17 protein-coding genes and 2 pseudogenes are annotated in these 16,625 nt (G+C 31.5%); 7 read left to right on the top strand and 12 right to left on the bottom strand.

The genetic code is table 11. The features are described from left to right. Window positions 1-26: 26 nt before the first annotated feature. From purB to ssp1_RS04505, 5 genes are all read right to left on the bottom strand, one after another. Window positions 27-1,322: an adenylosuccinate lyase gene (gene purB, locus ssp1_RS04525; protein ID WP_075777799.1), complete on the bottom strand. Its 1,296-nt coding sequence runs from the start codon at window positions 1,320-1,322 to the stop codon at window positions 27-29. Between the two features lie 234 nt (window positions 1,323-1,556). Beyond that, entirely contained in the window at window positions 1,557-1,739 is a 183-nt protein-coding gene (locus ssp1_RS04520) for an NETI motif-containing protein (RefSeq protein WP_026088922.1), read from the bottom strand. After that, the gene (locus tag ssp1_RS04515) at window positions 1,723-2,316 is read right to left on the bottom strand and encodes a DUF2179 domain-containing protein (RefSeq protein WP_002452264.1); all 594 of its coding nucleotides are present in this window, start codon (window positions 2,314-2,316) and stop codon (window positions 1,723-1,725) included. The genes ssp1_RS04520 and ssp1_RS04515 overlap by 17 nt, the downstream gene beginning before the upstream one ends. A 165-nt stretch (window positions 2,317-2,481) precedes the next feature. Further along, the gene (nadE, locus tag ssp1_RS04510) at window positions 2,482-3,303 is read right to left on the bottom strand and encodes an ammonia-dependent NAD(+) synthetase (RefSeq protein ID WP_049423364.1); all 822 of its coding nucleotides are present in this window, start codon (window positions 3,301-3,303) and stop codon (window positions 2,482-2,484) included. Continuing rightward, window positions 3,296-4,765, bottom strand: coding sequence for a nicotinate phosphoribosyltransferase (locus ssp1_RS04505; protein ID WP_075777797.1), 1,470 nt, complete (start codon window positions 4,763-4,765; stop codon window positions 3,296-3,298). The genes nadE and ssp1_RS04505 overlap by 8 nt, the downstream gene beginning before the upstream one ends. A 236-nt stretch (window positions 4,766-5,001) precedes the next feature. Between ssp1_RS04505 and ssp1_RS04500 the strand changes: the two genes are divergently transcribed. Both ssp1_RS04500 and ssp1_RS04495 read left to right on the top strand, forming a co-directional pair. Continuing rightward, the gene (locus ssp1_RS04500; RefSeq protein ID WP_075777796.1) at window positions 5,002-6,069 is read left to right on the top strand and encodes a nitric oxide synthase oxygenase; all 1,068 of its coding nucleotides are present in this window, start codon (window positions 5,002-5,004) and stop codon (window positions 6,067-6,069) included. Window positions 6,070-6,090: 21 nt separating this feature from the next. After that, entirely contained in the window at window positions 6,091-6,897 is an 807-nt protein-coding gene (locus ssp1_RS04495; RefSeq protein WP_075777795.1) for a prephenate dehydratase, read from the top strand. Window positions 6,898-6,952: 55 nt separating this feature from the next. On the opposite strand, the gene ssp1_RS04490 is transcribed toward ssp1_RS04495, so the two are convergent. Continuing rightward, window positions 6,953-8,047 carry a glycosyl hydrolase family 28-related protein gene (locus ssp1_RS04490; RefSeq protein ID WP_002452259.1) on the bottom strand — a complete coding sequence of 365 codons (1,095 nt, stop codon included), beginning with the start codon at window positions 8,045-8,047 and terminating at the stop codon, window positions 6,953-6,955. Window positions 8,048-8,222: 175 nt separating this feature from the next. On the opposite strand from ssp1_RS04490, the gene ssp1_RS04485 reads away from it, so the two are divergent. The 3 genes and pseudogenes from ssp1_RS04485 to ssp1_RS04475 all read left to right on the top strand — a co-directional run bounded on the left by ssp1_RS04485 (window position 8,223) and on the right by ssp1_RS04475 (window position 11,330). Then, window positions 8,223-8,777: a cysteine hydrolase family protein gene (locus tag ssp1_RS04485; RefSeq protein WP_075777794.1), complete on the top strand. Its 555-nt coding sequence runs from the start codon at window positions 8,223-8,225 to the stop codon at window positions 8,775-8,777. Window positions 8,778-8,846: 69 nt separating this feature from the next. Further along, a complete protein-coding gene (locus ssp1_RS04480; protein ID WP_049423375.1) occupies window positions 8,847-9,776 on the top strand; it encodes a manganese-dependent inorganic pyrophosphatase in 930 nt (309 codons plus the stop codon). A gap of 173 nt (window positions 9,777-9,949) precedes the next feature. Beyond that, window positions 9,950-11,330 (top strand): annotated as a pseudogene (locus ssp1_RS04475) (aldehyde dehydrogenase). A gap of 42 nt (window positions 11,331-11,372) precedes the next feature. On the opposite strand, the gene pglS reads toward ssp1_RS04475, so the two are convergent. After that, window positions 11,373-12,401 carry a 6-phosphogluconolactonase gene (gene pglS, locus ssp1_RS04470; RefSeq protein WP_075778954.1) on the bottom strand — a complete coding sequence of 343 codons (1,029 nt, stop codon included), beginning with the start codon at window positions 12,399-12,401 and terminating at the stop codon, window positions 11,373-11,375. A 202-nt stretch (window positions 12,402-12,603) separates the two neighbouring features. On the opposite strand from pglS, the gene ssp1_RS12110 reads away from it, so the two are divergent. Continuing rightward, on the top strand, window positions 12,604-12,735 hold the full coding sequence (locus tag ssp1_RS12110; protein ID WP_275896845.1) for a hypothetical protein: 132 nt from the start codon (window positions 12,604-12,606) through the stop codon (window positions 12,733-12,735). A gap of 111 nt (window positions 12,736-12,846) precedes the next feature. Here the strand turns inward: ssp1_RS12110 and ssp1_RS12105 are convergent, their stop codons facing one another. The 4 genes and pseudogenes from ssp1_RS12105 to ssp1_RS04450 form a co-directional block, all read right to left on the bottom strand. Next, complete coding sequence (locus ssp1_RS12105; protein ID WP_002452253.1) at window positions 12,847-12,981, bottom strand: hypothetical protein; 135 nt, start codon at window positions 12,979-12,981, stop codon at window positions 12,847-12,849. A gap of 24 nt (window positions 12,982-13,005) precedes the next feature. Further along, a pseudogene (locus ssp1_RS04460) lies at window positions 13,006-14,060 on the bottom strand (methyltransferase domain-containing protein). Between the two features lie 19 nt (window positions 14,061-14,079). Continuing rightward, a complete protein-coding gene (locus tag ssp1_RS04455; protein ID WP_107536298.1) occupies window positions 14,080-14,964 on the bottom strand; it encodes a permease in 885 nt (294 codons plus the stop codon). Window positions 14,965-15,052: 88 nt separating this feature from the next. Beyond that, window positions 15,053-15,373 carry an ArsR/SmtB family transcription factor gene (locus tag ssp1_RS04450; RefSeq protein WP_002452250.1) on the bottom strand — a complete coding sequence of 107 codons (321 nt, stop codon included), beginning with the start codon at window positions 15,371-15,373 and terminating at the stop codon, window positions 15,053-15,055. A 364-nt stretch (window positions 15,374-15,737) separates the two neighbouring features. Here ssp1_RS04450 and ssp1_RS04440 point away from each other — a divergent pair, with 364 nt between their 5' ends. Further along, window positions 15,738-16,151 (top strand): YolD-like family protein, encoded by a 414-nt coding sequence (locus ssp1_RS04440; protein ID WP_107536340.1) that lies wholly within the window; start codon window positions 15,738-15,740, stop codon window positions 16,149-16,151. Between the two features lie 103 nt (window positions 16,152-16,254). On the opposite strand, the gene ssp1_RS04435 is transcribed toward ssp1_RS04440, so the two are convergent. Continuing rightward, the gene (locus tag ssp1_RS04435; RefSeq protein WP_107536327.1) at window positions 16,255-16,620 is read right to left on the bottom strand and encodes a DUF6262 family protein; all 366 of its coding nucleotides are present in this window, start codon (window positions 16,618-16,620) and stop codon (window positions 16,255-16,257) included. Between the last annotated feature and the right edge of the window lie 5 nt (window positions 16,621-16,625).

The following is a 16,625-nucleotide window of genomic DNA, read 5'->3' as shown; positions in this document are numbered from 1 at the left end:
ATAGGATTTCAATTTAATTTCTAAAGTTATTCTAAGCCTGCTCTTTTAAAAATAGTGTCGACTTGATTTAAATGATGTTTAGGATTGAAGCATTCATCCAATTCTTCTTTAGATAAAACATCTGTAATCTTACTGTCTTGTTCTATTAAATCTCTGAAAGGTGTTTTCGTTTCCCAAGATTTCATAGCTTTTGGTTGCACTGTATCATACGCTTCTTCGCGTACCATACCTTTATTGATTAGAGAAAGTAATACGCGTTGTGAATAAATTAAACCAAATGTTTTATCGATATTCGCTTGCATATTATCCTCATATACTGTTAAACGATCTACGATATTTGTAAATCTATTTAAGGCATAGTCTAAGGCAATTGTTACGTCTGGTAACATGATACGTTCTGCAGATGAATGTGAAATATCTCGTTCATGCCATAACGGTATATTTTCATAAGCAGTAGTAATATAACCACGAATCACACGAGAAATACCTGTAATATTTTCAGAACCAATTGGATTACGTTTATGTGGCATTGCTGAAGATCCCTTTTGACCTTTAGCAAAAGCTTCTTCAACTTCACGTGTTTCAGTTTTTTGTAGATTTCTAATTTCAACTGCAAATTTTTCTAATGAAGTGGCTATAAGTGCTAATGTTGCGATATAGTAAGCGTGACGATCACGTTGTAAAGTTTGAGTTGAAACAGGTGCTGCACCTAGTCCTAAATGTTTACAAACATAACTTTCAATTTCTGGTGGAATGTTAGCAAAAGTACCTACCGCACCGCTCATTTTTCCTACCTCTATTTCTTCACGTACATCTTTAAAACGTTTTAAATTACGTTTCATTTCTGTGTACCATAATGCCATTTTGACACCAAACGTTGTTGGTTCAGCATGTACACCATGTGTTCTACCCATCATTAACGTATATTTGTAATTTTTAGCTTTTTCTTCTAAAACCTTGATGAATCTTTCTAAGTCTTTTTCGATGATATCATTTGCTTGTTTAATAACATAACTAAGTGCTGTATCAACAACATCAGTAGAAGTTAAACCATAATGAACCCATTTTCTTTCGTCACCTAATGTTTCTGAAACCTGTCTAGTAAATGCGACGACATCATGTCTAGTTTCTAATTCTATTTCTTTAGCACGTTCTACATCTACTTTTGCATTTTGGCGAATTTTTTGAACATCTTCTTTTGGAATATATCCTAGTTCACTCCATGCTTCAGATGCTAAAATTTCTACTTCAAGCCAAGCTTCATATCGGTTTTGGTCTGTCCAGATAGACGACATTTCTTCTCTAGAATAACGTTCAATCATTTTTTAAACTCCTATCGTATGTATATTCATATTTTAAATCACAAAATCTGTACATTAACTGCAAAATAAACTTAAAAGTTCGTCTTTGACGATTTACTTTAATTCTAACAGAATACTTATCGATTGTATAATTCTAATTAGCTTACATTCCTATTTTATTTCATATTTTAGTCAAACACAATTCCAAAATAAAAAACCACTCAAAACAACTTATTGAGTGGTCTCTGTCATATTTTATTCAGTTATCTTCTTACCAATAAAAATGATATCTTGTTTTAAAACTTCTAAGCTTCCATCTTTATTTTCTTTATAAATTGGTTTTTCAATGCGTCTTGTTGGCATATAACCATCGGCTTTCATTCTTTGTAGGCAATCAGCAATCGTCTCATTATCATTTACTTTATACTTCATGCTCAACAACACTTTCTAATTCTTCTGGTTCGTACGCTTTAAGTTTACGTTTACGTACGCCTTTAACCCAGAAACCACCGTGAATATTTCTTGGTTCATAAGCAATGATAAAGGCTTTTGGATCTAAGTTTTTTATGGTATCCATTAACTTTAATTCATATTTTCTTGGTGTGAGAATTTGCATAACCATGCGGCTTCCATCTCGTCCAAACGCTTCATAATGTGTAACACCATACCCTAAGTTACGAAGTTCATTGGGTAAATCTAACTCGTATTCTGAAGATGTCACATTAACGACAGTGTAACCAAGCGCCAATTTCTCTTCGATTTTCATACCTACAATAATACCAATAGAAAAGCCAAATGCATATGCGACAATATTTTGAATTTGATCTAAACTAGACATTACTAATCCTAGACCTACGACATAAATCAATACTTCAACAAAACTTACTATCGCTGCAACATAACGGTAACCTTTTAAAGTTAATATGGTTCTCATGGTTAAACATGTGACGTAACACACATTGATTACAAAGATGGCAAACACCATTAACCAAGGATTTTGAGCAATCGCTGACATATTATTCCTCTTTTCTTACTTGAAATTCAAATTATTTTAACAGGCATTTTTAGCTTTGTCACGTCAAATTTTAACTTTAGTATTATAAAATAATTAATAGCATCATTAATTGTAAAATTAATTAAAAAGTATGTTCTACATTTCGATTCGTTTATAGCTTACTTTCTAATTTTTAGGCCAAGAATAACGTGTATAAGCGAGTTCACGTTTATGTGCATTTTTAACATAATGATTTTCAATCGTTTCTTTCGCTTCGCTTGAAACCTCTTTGCCTTCTAGATAGTCATCTATATCATTATAAGTTACGCCTAAAGCTTCTTCATCAGGTAATTGTGGTTTATCCTCTTCTAAATCTGCTGTAGGTGTTTTTTTATATAAATGTGCTGGCGCATCTAAATATTTTAGTAAAGCTCGACCTTGACGTTTATTCAGTCCAAATAATGGCGCGATATCAGCTGCACCATCACCATATTTAGTATAAAACCCAGTGATATTTTCTGCAGAATGATCCGTTCCCACAACAATACCTGATTGATTGGAAGCAATTGAAAATTGTACTTTCATACGCTCTCTTGCCTTTTCATTTCCTTTTTGGAAATCTGTTAATTGAATCCCTGCTTCTTGTAGTGATTTTACACTTGTATCTACTGCAGGTTTAATATTGACGGTAATCGTTTGGTCAGGGTTAATGAAGGCTAGCGCGTCTTCTACTTCATCTGCGTCTGACTGGACACCATAAGGTAGTTTTACAGCTATAAATTGACATTCTCTACCTTCTTCACGTAATTCATTAACAGCTAATTGAACAAGGCGACCAGCTAATGTTGAATCTTGACCACCAGAAATACCCAGCACTAATGATTTGATAAATGAATGAGATTGTACATAACTCTTTACAAATTGTTTAATCTCTTGTACTTCTTTTTCAACATCAATTTGAGGTTTTACCTTCATCTCTCTTACTACGATATCTTGTAAATTACTCATGGTCTTCCTCCATTTCTTTAACATGCTCAGCCACTTCAAAGATGCGTTTATGTTTATTTTCCCAACAAGCAGTACTTAAATCAACTGGATACTCTTGTGGATTTAAATAACGTTTATTTTCGTCCCAAAATGTTTTAAGTCCTTCTGTTAAATAAGCTTGGGCATCATGAACATTTGGCAAATCATAAACGAGTTGACCATTTTCAAAAATAGCATGATGTAAATCAATAGCTTCAAATGATTTAATAAATTTCATTTTAAATGTGTGGACTGGATGGAATAATTTTAAAGGTTTTTCTTTAGTTGGATCTTCACCATGTAAAGTAATATAATCCCCTTCAGCTTTACCAGTTTTCTTATTAATGATTCGATATACATTTTTCTTACCAGGCGTCGTAACTTTTTCTGCATTATTAGATAATTTGATACGGTCACTGTATTCCCCATCACTATTTTCAATAGCAACTAATTTGTATACAGCACCTAATGCTGGTTGGTCGAAGCCAGTTATAAGTTTCGTACCTACACCCCATGAATCTACTTTAGCACCTTGTGCTTTCAGACTCGTTATTGTTTCCTCATCTAAATCATTGGACGCGATTATTTTGGCATCTTTAAATCCTGCTTCATCTAACATACGACGTGCTTCTTTAGAAAGATATGCGATGTCCCCTGAATCCAAACGTATACCTATAAAATTGATTTTATCACCTAATTCTTTGGCAACTTTAATTGCTGTAGGTACACCTGATTTTAAAGTGTGGAAGGTATCTACTAAAAATACACAATCTTTATGGCGTTCTGCATATTTTTTAAATGCAATGTATTCATCACCGTAAGTTTGTACGAGTGCATGCGCATGTGTACCTGATACAGGTATTCCAAATAATTTTCCTGCTCGTACATTACTTGTCGAATTAAAACCACCAATATAAGCAGCTCTAGCACCCCATAATGCTGCATCTAACTCTTGACCACGACGTGTCCCAAATTCCATAAGAATATCGTCATTCGCTATTTGACGAATACGACTTGCTTTCGTAGCAATGAGCGTGTGGAAGTTAATAATGTTTAATAATACTGTTTCCAACAATTGAGCTTGAATTAATGGGGCTTCTACTCTCATCAACGGTTCATTTCCAAAACATATTTCTCCTTCTTGCATTGAATGAATATGTCCTGTAAATTTTAAATTTTTCAGATAATCTAAAAAGTCATCTTGATAACCAATTGATCTTAAATATTCAATATCTGTTTCTGAGAAACCAAAATTATCCATAAAATCTATAACACGTTTAAGTCCATTAAAAACAGCATAACCACCATTAAATGGCATACTTCTAAAGTATAAATCAAATACAGCCATTCTTTCATGAATACCATCATTCCAATAACTTTCAGCCATATTAATTTGATATAAATCATTTTGTAACATCAAACTGTCGTCTTCAAATTGGTACACTCGTATCTCTCCATTTCGACCATTCTTTTATTAGTATTTTATCATAATTCAATTTAACTAGGTAACAACTGAATTGCTTTTACGCCCCTCATATAAATGAATGCTATCGAAATTTACTTTCAAGTATCATATGACTTTGCCCATATATCTTAGACGTTGCGACAAATTCGTGACAATTATCATTATTGAATGTGTAAATCAATCGTGTCGATTATAATACTTATGAGGTGTTTGAAATGTTAATAGATAAAGCAACAACATTTATCCAAACGATGTATTCTGAATTAAATTATACGCAAGATGAAATCGATAATAGAATTAAAGAAATTAATCAAGATATTCAAAAAACAGGTACCTACACGCATACATTAGAAGAATTAACTTACGGTGCCAAAATGGCTTGGAGACATTCAAATCGCTGTATCGGTAGATTTTTTTGGGAGTCACTTAATGTCAAAGATGCTAGAGATATCAATGATGAAACACATTTTTTAGAAGCTATTGAAGACCATATTATCAAGGGAACTAACGACGGAAAGATTAAACCTTATATAACGATTTTCAGTCCTGACGAACCTCCTAAGATTTACAATAATCAATTAATACGTTATGCAGGTTATGAGAATTGTGGTGACCCATCTGAACGTGATGTAACGACGCTAGCACAGCATTTGGGATGGCAAGGAAATGGTGGAGACTTCGACGTATTACCCCTCATTTATCAAATCAATGACGGACCAATTAAATATTATGAATATCCTAAATCCATAATCAAAGAAGTCATAATCGAGCATGACCGATACCCTAAATTGAAAGATTTAAATTTAAAATGGTATGCAGTACCTATCATTTCGAATATGGACTTACAAATTGGCGGCATTACCTATCCTACTGCACCATTTAATGGCTGGTACATGGTTACTGAAATTGCAGTTAGGAATTTTACTGATAGCTATCGTTATGATTTATTAGAAAAAGTTGCAGAAGCGTTCGAGTTTGATACACTTAAAAATAATTCTTTTAATAAGGATAGAGCACTTATCGAACTTAATTACGCTGTTTATCATTCATTTAAATCACAAGGTGTATCGATTGTGGATCATTTAACAGCTTCTAAACAATTTGAAATGTTTGAAAAGAACGAAGCAAAGCATCAGAGAGAAGTAACAGGTAAATGGTCATGGTTAGCACCACCTATTTCACCGACGCTGACTAATAATTATCATCATGGTTATGATAATACGATGCGAGATCCAAACTTTTTCTATAAACAATCAAGTGAGACAAAGTGCCCCTTCCATTAACACATCAATAGAGGTGAAGGCATGCAAATATATTATTTAGGTCCAAAAGGTACATTTTCCTATTTAGCTTCTCAAAAGTTTGTTAATCAAAATCAAATACAACATTATGACTTTATACCCAAAGCCAATTTATACGAAGTGATTAAATATGTTTCTCAAGATACTGCTTCAATAGGCATTGTGCCAATTGAAAATTCAATCGAAGGAACAATTAATATCGTTGCTGATTCACTTGCACAGCAAAATGTTTACGCACATGGTGAATTACATTTAGATATTGATTTTGCTTTATACGGTAAAGCTGGTAGTCAAATAAGTGATATCAAGAAAGTTTATTCTATAGCACCAGCCATTAGTCAAACCTCAAATTATATTATGAAACATCAATTTGATTACGATTATGTTGATAGCACTGTTAAAGGTTTCGATATGATTAATGACCATATTGGGGCTATTGCTCCACTAGCTAGCGGAAATGATTATGATTTTGAAATTTTAGATACACATATCCAAGATTTTGCTCACAATGCTACACGATTTTTAATCATTAAAAACCATGATAATTTCGATAGCAATACGAATACGTCAATGTTTTTAATCACACCAAAATACGATAAACCCGGCCTTTTAGCGAGTATATTAAATACATTTGCTTTATTTAATATTAATTTATCATGGATTGAATCACGACCACTTAAGACTAAGCTCGGCCAATATCACTTTTTTGTTCAAGCAGATGCTCCTATATCACAAGATGTCAAAAAAGTCTTAACTATCCTTAATACACTTGATTTTGAAACTAAACTTATTGGTTCATTTTATAAATAAGATAATAAAGAACGCTTCTCCCATACTTTAAGATCTAGGGAAAAGCGTTTTTGTATTATTTTATGTTTTCTACATTCTTTTTTTCTATAGACACTAAATGATCATCTTGATTCAATGTTAAATCATCGATATCTTCGAGATGTATTTTTTGAGATTTATCATTAAATGTATTGCCTGCAATAAATATTTGCGTATGTTTCACATTATTATAACTTCTAATGTGTATAGCATCCTTTTCCATTTTCCCAATAAATTCGTTGCCAATCACATTAAAATTAGAACCTGCTTGTGTCCCCATGTCTTTACCAGTATAAGGATCCGCTGCGTTTTTACCATCTTTGACACCTAAAAAACGTATGCCCCCTACACAATTTATGAACTTGTTTTTAGATATAAATGTATTTTGAGATTTTAGTGGCGTTAGTGCATATTCTTGAATGTGATCAAACACATTGTCTCTGATATGAATATTTTCATAATATCGATGATATCGACTCGCATGTGATCCTATCGCCCTATTCCAAGGTTTCATGTTAGGATCATCTGACGGTCCAAAATAACAATTTTCTATAATGGCATTTTTAGTTATCGTCCCATCGGTGGTACCAAACTTCGGAAATGCACCTGGCACTTGGATATCCAATTGTACTGCTTCCGAAAAGAATCTATCACCATCAATATCTAAGAAACCTTCAAAAGAACAATTCGCTATCCTTAATCCATTTAAGCCACACGCATCTATGGCATGCCCACCTACAATATTTTTAAAAGTCACTCCTATAAATTGAATGTCTTCTGCATGTCCCATGCATATAGCTGTATTGTTATATGGAAAATTAGAGCCATTCATATCAAATGTACCACCTTTAATATGTATATGACTATTTCCTCTATATTCATGATAGAAAATATAGGGTTTTCCATTCTTTAACAGTGCATCTTTGCTATATCTCAATAATACTGTTTCATCATCTAAAAGCAATGTTGTAGAATCATAAATCACTAACGCTTTGCCAATATGATACGTCCCTTTTGGGATATACACCGTATGTTCACCATTTTTTGCTTTGTTCAATGCTTTTTGAATTGCTTTAGTATCTTTTACTTTATTTTGACCTTCTGCGCCAAAATCTTTCACATTTATGAACATCCAATTTCTCCTTTGTTTCATATTTAATTGTAGTCCTCTTGATAAATATATATACTATGATTAATCTTATAAAACATTTTTTAAGCATATTAGATGAATTTTTAATTAACTTAATGAAATTGAATGACAGGATTGTAAACAATAGTTATGTTTATGTTGGGAAGGATGTTATTGAATGGAGAAAAAGGCTTTAATTGTAGTAGATTACTCAGTGGACTTTATTGCACCTGACGGAAAGTTATCTTGCGGAGAACCTGGACAAAAATTAGAAACATTTATAACAGATCGCATCCATCGCTATATTGAAAATAATGACAATATCTTTTTTATGATGGATTTACATTACGAAAATGATAATTATCACCCAGAATCTAAGCTATTTCCACCCCATAATATTGCAGGTACCTCAGGACGACAACTCTATGGTACTGTGGGAGAAATTTATGAAGCGAATAAACATCAAAGCAATATTCATTACTTAGATAAAACACGTTATGATTCATTTTACGGTACACCTCTAGATAGTTTATTACGCGAAAGAACAATTAACACATTAGAAATCGTTGGTGTTTGTACTGATATATGTGTGTTACACACTGCTATTTCTGCATATAATTTAGGTTATAAGATACATGTACCGAAGAATGGCGTCGCTTCCTTTAATCCATCTGGACATGAATGGGCATTAGATCATTTTCAAAACTCATTGGGCGCAGAGGTAGAAGAATAAGCTATAGTCATGCTAAAATAACTATATAATATCAATAAAATAACTAATGAATAAGGGAGACATATATCCATGGCAAACACTTACATTTTTGGACACAAAAACCCAGATACTGACGCAATTTCATCAGCTATTATTATGGCTGACTTTGAACAATTAACAGGAAATGCAGGCGCTAAAGCCTATCGCTTAGGTGAAGTTGGGGCTGAAACTCAATATGCATTAGATCACTTTAAAGTAGATGCACCAGAATTATTAGAAGATAATTTAGATGGTCAAGATGTTATTTTAGTTGACCATAACGAATTCCAACAAAGTGCTGATACAATTGCCGATGCCACAATTAAACATGTTGTAGATCATCACAGAATTGCAAACTTTGAAACAGCTAGCCCTCTTTATTACAGAGCAGAGCCAGTTGGTTGTACAGCAACAATTCTATACAAAATGTACAAAGAACGTGGATTTGAAATTAAACCTGAAATTGCTGGACTTATGATTTCTGCAATTATTTCAGATAGTTTATTATTTAAATCTCCTACTTGCACTGATGAAGATGTCAATGCAGCTAAAGCTTTAAAAGATATAGCAAACGTCGACTTAGATGCTTATGGTTTAGACATGCTTAAAGCAGGCGCTTCTACTACTGATAAATCTGCTGATGTATTATTAGATATGGATGCTAAATCATTTACTATGGGAGATTACGTAACTCGTATTGCTCAAGTTAACACAGTTGATATTGATGAAGTATTAGATCGTAAAGAAGAATTAGAAAAATCTATGCTAGAATCAAGCGCTGAAGAAAAATATGATTTATTCGTTTTAGTTGTAACTGATATCATTAATAGCGATTCTAAAATTTTAGTTGTAGGTGCTGAAAAAGATAAAGTTGGCGAAGCATTCAACGTTAAATTAGAAGACGATATGGCATTCTTAACAGGTGTTGTATCTCGTAAAAAACAAGTTGTACCTCAAATTACTGAAGCTTTAACTAAATAATTTTATTAGTAATAAATGTATTTGATTGTATTGAGCCTGGGACATGATTTAATGTCTCAGGTTAATTTTTTATATTAAAATTAATTATTTTTGTGGTAATCGGGTAAAGATATGTTAAGCATTTTTTCTTGAGAATATTGTTATCTCAAATCCAACTTAAGGAGGTTCAACTTTTGAATTCAATTGATCAACTATTTGAAAATAGCAAAGCTTTTTTCAAAACACATCAAACTAAAGATATTAAATTTAGAAAACAACAATTAAAGTTGTTAAGCAAGAGTATTAAACATCATGAAAACGAGATACTTGAAGCTTTACAAAAAGATTTAGGTAAAAGTAATGTTGAAGCATATGCTACTGAAATTGGTATATTGTTAAAAAAGTATTAAATTAGCTCGTAAAGAGCTTAAAAATTGGTCTAAAACAAAACAAGTAGATACACCACTTTATCTTTTCCCTACAAAAAGTTATATCAAAAAAGACCCTTATGGCACTGTTCTTATTATCGGTCCCTTTAATTACCCAGTACAATTAACATTTGAACCATTAATCGGTGCGATTGCAGCTGGCAACACAGTGATTATTAAACCATCAGAACTAACGCCTCATGTATCTTCAGTCATTCGTAAAATTGTTGAAGATGTTTATAAACCTGACTATATTGCTGTAGTTGAAGGTGGTATTGAAGAAACAGACCACCTTATTCACTTACCGTTTGATTATATGTTCTTCACTGGTAGTGATAAAGTAGGTAAAATTGTTTATCAAGCTGCAAGTGAAAACCTCGTTCCTGTAACACTTGAATTAGGTGGTAAATCTCCTGTAATTATCGATGAAACAGCTAATTTAAAAGTAGCTAGTGAGAGAATTGCTTTTGGTAAATTTACAAATGCAGGTCAAACATGTGTTGCTCCGGATTATATTTTAGTAGATCAAAAAGTAAAAGATGATTTTATCAAAGCATTAAAACAAACCTTAAATGAATTTTATGGAAAAAGCATTCAATCTAGTCCAGATTTTGGCAGAATTGTAAATCAAAAGCATTTTAATCGCTTAAACGAATTACTACAACAACATAAAAGCAATATCATTTTTGGTGGTCATAGTGATGAATCTGATTTATTCATCGAACCCACTATTATTGATGATATTCAAACTTCAGATTTAATTATGCAAGAAGAAATATTTGGTCCATTATTACCAATCATCAGTTATGATCAATTTGATGAAGCTTTTGAGATAATCCAGTCTCGTCCTAAACCTTTAAGTCTTTATTTATTTAGTGAAGATGAAAATTCAACGCATCGTGTACTTAATGAACTTGCCTTTGGTGGCGGCGCAATTAACGATACATTGATGCACTTAGCAAATCCCAATTTACCATTCGGCGGCGTAGGTCTATCGGGTATTGGAAACTATCACGGCAAATACTCATTTGATACATTTTCTCATGATAAATCATATACTTTTAAATCGACACGTTTAGAGTCGAGCCTATTTTTCCCACCTTATAAAGGCAAATTTAAGTATATTAAAGCATTTTTCAAAAATTAAAAAGTAGATCCCATAAGCGATATCGCTTATGGGATCTATTTTTTAGAACATGACACAAACGCCTTCTGGTGCCTGAGTTGATTGATCTTTTAAAGTTAATGTACCTGTTTCTTTATCTCTTTCGAATACCGTTAATTTAGAAAGGCCTTCTTGATGTGCACAAATTAAATAATCATCTGATTCTGTGATATTAAAATCTCGTGGGAATGCATCGCCACTTTTGACAATATCAACCAATTCAAGTTTAGCTCCGTTTTCTAACACTTTGTAAATTGCAATGCTATCATGACCGCGATTACTTACATATAAGAACTGTTGGTCATGAGATAAATGTACTGCTGCAAGTTTAGTTGCACCATCAAAATGTTCTGGAATTGTTAAATGACGTTCTAATTCTTCAAAACGCCCATCTTCATATTGAGTCACGCTAACAACATTTGATAATTCATGTACGACATATGCATATTTTCCATTTTCATGGAATGCAATATGACGCGTACCATCAGCTGCATTAAATTCTGAAACAGCATGTTCTTTCAAACCATTTTCACTAAATGTGTATGACACAAGTCGATCTGTACCTAAATCAGCTGCTACTACATATTGACCATCTGGTGTCTCGTTTAAAAAATGCACATGAGGATGTTCTTGTCTTTCATGAGGTCCAAGTGGATAGTCATGCGCTAGTTCTTGAATTAAGCTCTCTATTTCACCAGTAGTTGGATTTAATTGATAAATTCGAGCTAACCCTGCACCATAAACCGCTTCAAATAAAAACTCACCATTTGTCGATACTTGAACATAACATCCTGTGCCATTTTGAGAATCCAAACATTTATTGATTAATGTTAATTCACCATCTTCCGCTATTTTAAAACTTGCGACACCACAATTGTCTCCTTCTTTTGTAATAGCATATAGAAAAAGATTATTTCTTGTTACATATGTTGATGCTTCTAGTTGATAACCAGTCGCTACTTCAACTATTTGTCCCTTTTTTTCATCTAATTCAAATTGATAAATCCCTTTCCCATTCTTCTTCGTATATGAACCAATATAACCTTTAGTCATTTCGTCAACGCCTCCTTATCACTTATCTCTATTCTATTAAAATTATATATATAAAGACAAACGTTTGGGCATGATTTTAGTCATAAACCTCTATACTTAAATTTTATTTGTTGATAACCACACATGATTCTATCGAAATACCACTTGCAAAACAGAACGTACGTTCGTATAATAGAAGTATAAATATTGAGGTGATTGAAAGATGATTACGGATTTAAATAATAATCAATTGGACTATCGACATATTCCACGCAATCAATTGGATAGAAATATCCCGAAAGGCCGCGGCATGGTTAAATGGGCACCATTTGTTATATGTACTAATTTAAGATAAACATTGATATTATAATATGTTTTCATATTAGTTATGTACAGTATGTTAGTTTTTATAAACTATTACTTAAAAATAATGTAGGAGAATTCAAATAATTCTCCTACATCATTTTTAACAACAATTATCATTTTTTTGTTGGTCTTTTTCTTTTTTGTTTTCTTCCTTTTCTTCAATTTCCACAGAGCAACAAGCTTGTTCTTTAGGTTTTAATTTAGAAATTGCTTTTTTAAATGTATTTTTTTCCATTATAACACCTCCTTTAATTGTTATTTAACAACCGCATGATGTATCGCAACAATCATTTTTATGAACTATTTCTTCGTTTTCCTCTATAAATTCAAATGCTTCCTTATACGGCGACTGTTTTAATATATTAAATGTCTTTTCACAAACAAAAGTTTTTTCGCCACGTTCAAAGATATGATCATCATCGTCTTCAATGTGTTTAAACGGACCTTTGTAAATTACAGATTGATTTTTGTCAATACATGGGCCTTCTTTTCCCTTATGAGCAATTACTGTCATACTTCTAAAATCAATACCTTCAATAGAAGTCCATGTATTTTCACGTTTATCAATTTCTATACCATAGAATCCTACATTTTCGAAAGCTTCAATAAAAGCTTTTTCCTCAATAGCACCTGAATAACAACCACTCCATAAGTTTTCATCTTGTCTTAACTTTTCTGGTACCTCTACGTTAGAAACAATATCTGATATGACTGCTTTACCACCATTCTTTAAAACACGGTAAATTTCTCTGAACAGTGATTCTTTATCCTCTGTTGAAACTAAATTTAAAACACAATTAGAGATAACTACATCTATACTATTATCCTTTATCATAGTCATTTCATTTTCTAAGTAATTAATATATTGATTAATAGATTGATAAGTATCTAAGTTGTTAGCAGGATGTTCTTGTATATATTTATCGAGTTCTTCTAAATTTAATTTTAAGTTTTGAATTTTCCCTTTATGAAAAATGACATTATCATAACCAATTCTTTCAATCATTTGATTCTGATATTTTTTAGCAAGGTTTAACATATCATCATTCATATCTACGCCAATAACTTCACCCGTTTCTCCCACAATTTGAGATACTATATAAGGAACTTTTCCTCCCCCAGAACCTAAATCTAACACAGTATCTCCTTTCTTGATCTTACCTAAAGGATCACCACAACCATAATCTTTTTCTATAATTTCATCAGGTATAATCATTAAGTACTTTGTATCGTTTCGACTGGACAACATAAATTCTTTTCATATGTTTTAGCAGCTTTTCCATATCTATTGATTACTGAATTTTCTTGATTCATTAATTTATCCTCCTTAAACTTATAAAATCATATTAATTATTAACCCTGTAGCAATAGCTACAACTAAAATTGCGATAATAAAAGATACTACAAATTTTTTCTTGAATAATTTAGATAGTAATACAACTTCTGGAATACTTGCACCAGCACCACCAATTATTAATGCGACAACTGTCCCTAATGACATCCCTTTTGATACTAATGCTTCAGCTATAGGTAACATTGTTTCAGGTCTGATATACATAGGAATACCTATAACAGAAGCAATGAACACAGATATAATGCCGTTTCCACTTGCATATTTAGTGATAAAAGTTTCAGGTACAAATCCATATATAAAGGCACCAATAAACACACCAATAAATAAATAAGGAAGCATTGGATATAAGAATGCCCAAGCATCATTTATTGCTTGTTTAAAACGAGATCCTGTTTTATTAGCAAAAAAACCGTCTCCTTTAACATTAACTCCTTTATAGCTTTCTGCTAAATTCATTTTTGAAAATACTAAACCTGTTAAAATACTAAAAATTGCTAGTACTACAAAATAAACAACAGCTACTTTCCAGCCTAATAAAGCCCATAACATAAAAAGCATTAACGGATTCATCAATGGTGAAGCAATTAAGAAACTCATTGATGGACCAAAAGGTACTTTAGAATTTAGTAGTCCCGCAAGTATTGGAATGGTAGAACAAGAACAGAAAGGTGTAATAGCACCAAATACCATTCCTAGAATATAATTAATAGCTTGATTAGGTTTACTTAAAAATCTTTTTATTTTCTCTTCTGAAATAACTTGTTGTATTAGACTGACGATGAAACTCACGATTATGAATAGTAATAACAATTCAAAAAACAACATTAAAAACGTTTTTATGAATTCCATGATTGAATCTACCATTAGTATAATGCCTCCAAATTTAATTTATCAACATTTCTTGATTTATAAATCAAGAAAAATTGATTTAAACATTATAAAAAGAAGACACTTAAAGTATTTTACAACAAGTATCTTCATTTAAAACTACCTGTATTTGTTGTTCATTAATTCGATAATAATTCCATGTTCCATACTTTTTAGCAATAAGTATATTTGCATCGACTAATTTTTTTAAATGATAGGACAGTTTAGACTGTTTCACATCTAACAATTCTTCTAAATCACAAACGCATAAAGTCTTTGAGCCACTTTGACGAATTGACCGTAAGATTTTAAGCCTAATTTTATCAGCCAGTGCATTAAACATCTGTTCATAAAAGTCTAATCGTTCTTCCTCATTTACATTTGGATTAGCTTTGATTATTTCCATTTAATCACTTCCATTCTAACCATTAGGTAGTTACTTGAGTTTTTGAACTGCTTGTTTAAAGTTATTTCACCAAATGTTTCAATATTGTCATTAAAGAAAGAACACTTCATATATGTTATAGCTTCATTTAAACACATGTCTTTTGAAGTCATAACTAATTTTTAATACGAAATAAAATAATCTACAGATAAATTGCCTGCATGATTTACTATCAAAATTTCTCTCTCCTCAATACACAAAATAACACATCAACTTTTTTTGATATATTAAAATTAACACTTTTTGATAATAATTTCAAATCTAAACGATAAAAAATTCTTGTCATAATAGAACTTATGTTCTATTATGCAGTTGAGGTGTTTTTATGCTAATCAATACTAATGTTCCAGATAAATATAAATATGAAACAGATTATAGAAAAATCCCAAGAGAATATTTGAATCCCAAAATCCCACAAGGACGTGGAAACATCAAATGGAGAGCTTTTGCTACTTTGCCTGAACAATTCGAAATATTAAATAAAATGATTCAAGACCAAAGCACAGTTGCAAGTCCATTATTATCTGACGATGCTTTAAGCCAACTAGATTATATAGTTAATCAAAAACTCGAGTTCAATAAAATTTGTACAGTAGAATATTGGCAAAACGGTTATATAATAACTTATACTGGATTCATTTTAAAATTCAATGTATCAGAAAACGCCTTTACATTTTTCAACACTTCCAACAATAAATATCATACTTTGTATAAGGAATATATTAGCAACATAATTTAAAATAATCTTAAAAATAATAACTAACTAAAATAAGAATGGGATAAACATAATCTTTTATGTCCAACTTTTTTAATTTCAAAAACAATAGCATATATTGGACTTTTCAAAAGTTTTCATATATTTTATTATATAAAACGTTAACTTCGTCCTTTAATGATTTATTCTCTTTTTCTAATTTTTTTATTTTTCTTTTCAAGGATTCGATAATTGCACTTTTTCCATCATTTTTGACTAGAATTACATTTGTTTGAGTGTTTTGTTTACGTAATTCTTCAATTTTATTTCGAATTTCTTTATGATTATACAAAGTAGCTTTCGAAACATTTGCATATTTAGAAACAACATTAAAATTAATCTCTATATTTTCTTTTAGGAGTCTTTCTATTGTAGAGTTTACTTTTATTTCTGTGTTAGCTTTTTTTCTTCTATGTATTTCTTTCATCTGATTTTTTCTATCATAATTTTCCATAAATC

Source organism: Staphylococcus sp. M0911 (assembly GCF_003491325.1).
GTDB lineage: Bacteria > Bacillota > Bacilli > Staphylococcales > Staphylococcaceae > Staphylococcus > Staphylococcus warneri_A.
The sequence above is the reverse complement of the archived record's forward strand: the minus strand, read 5'-3'. Positions and strand labels throughout refer to the sequence as shown.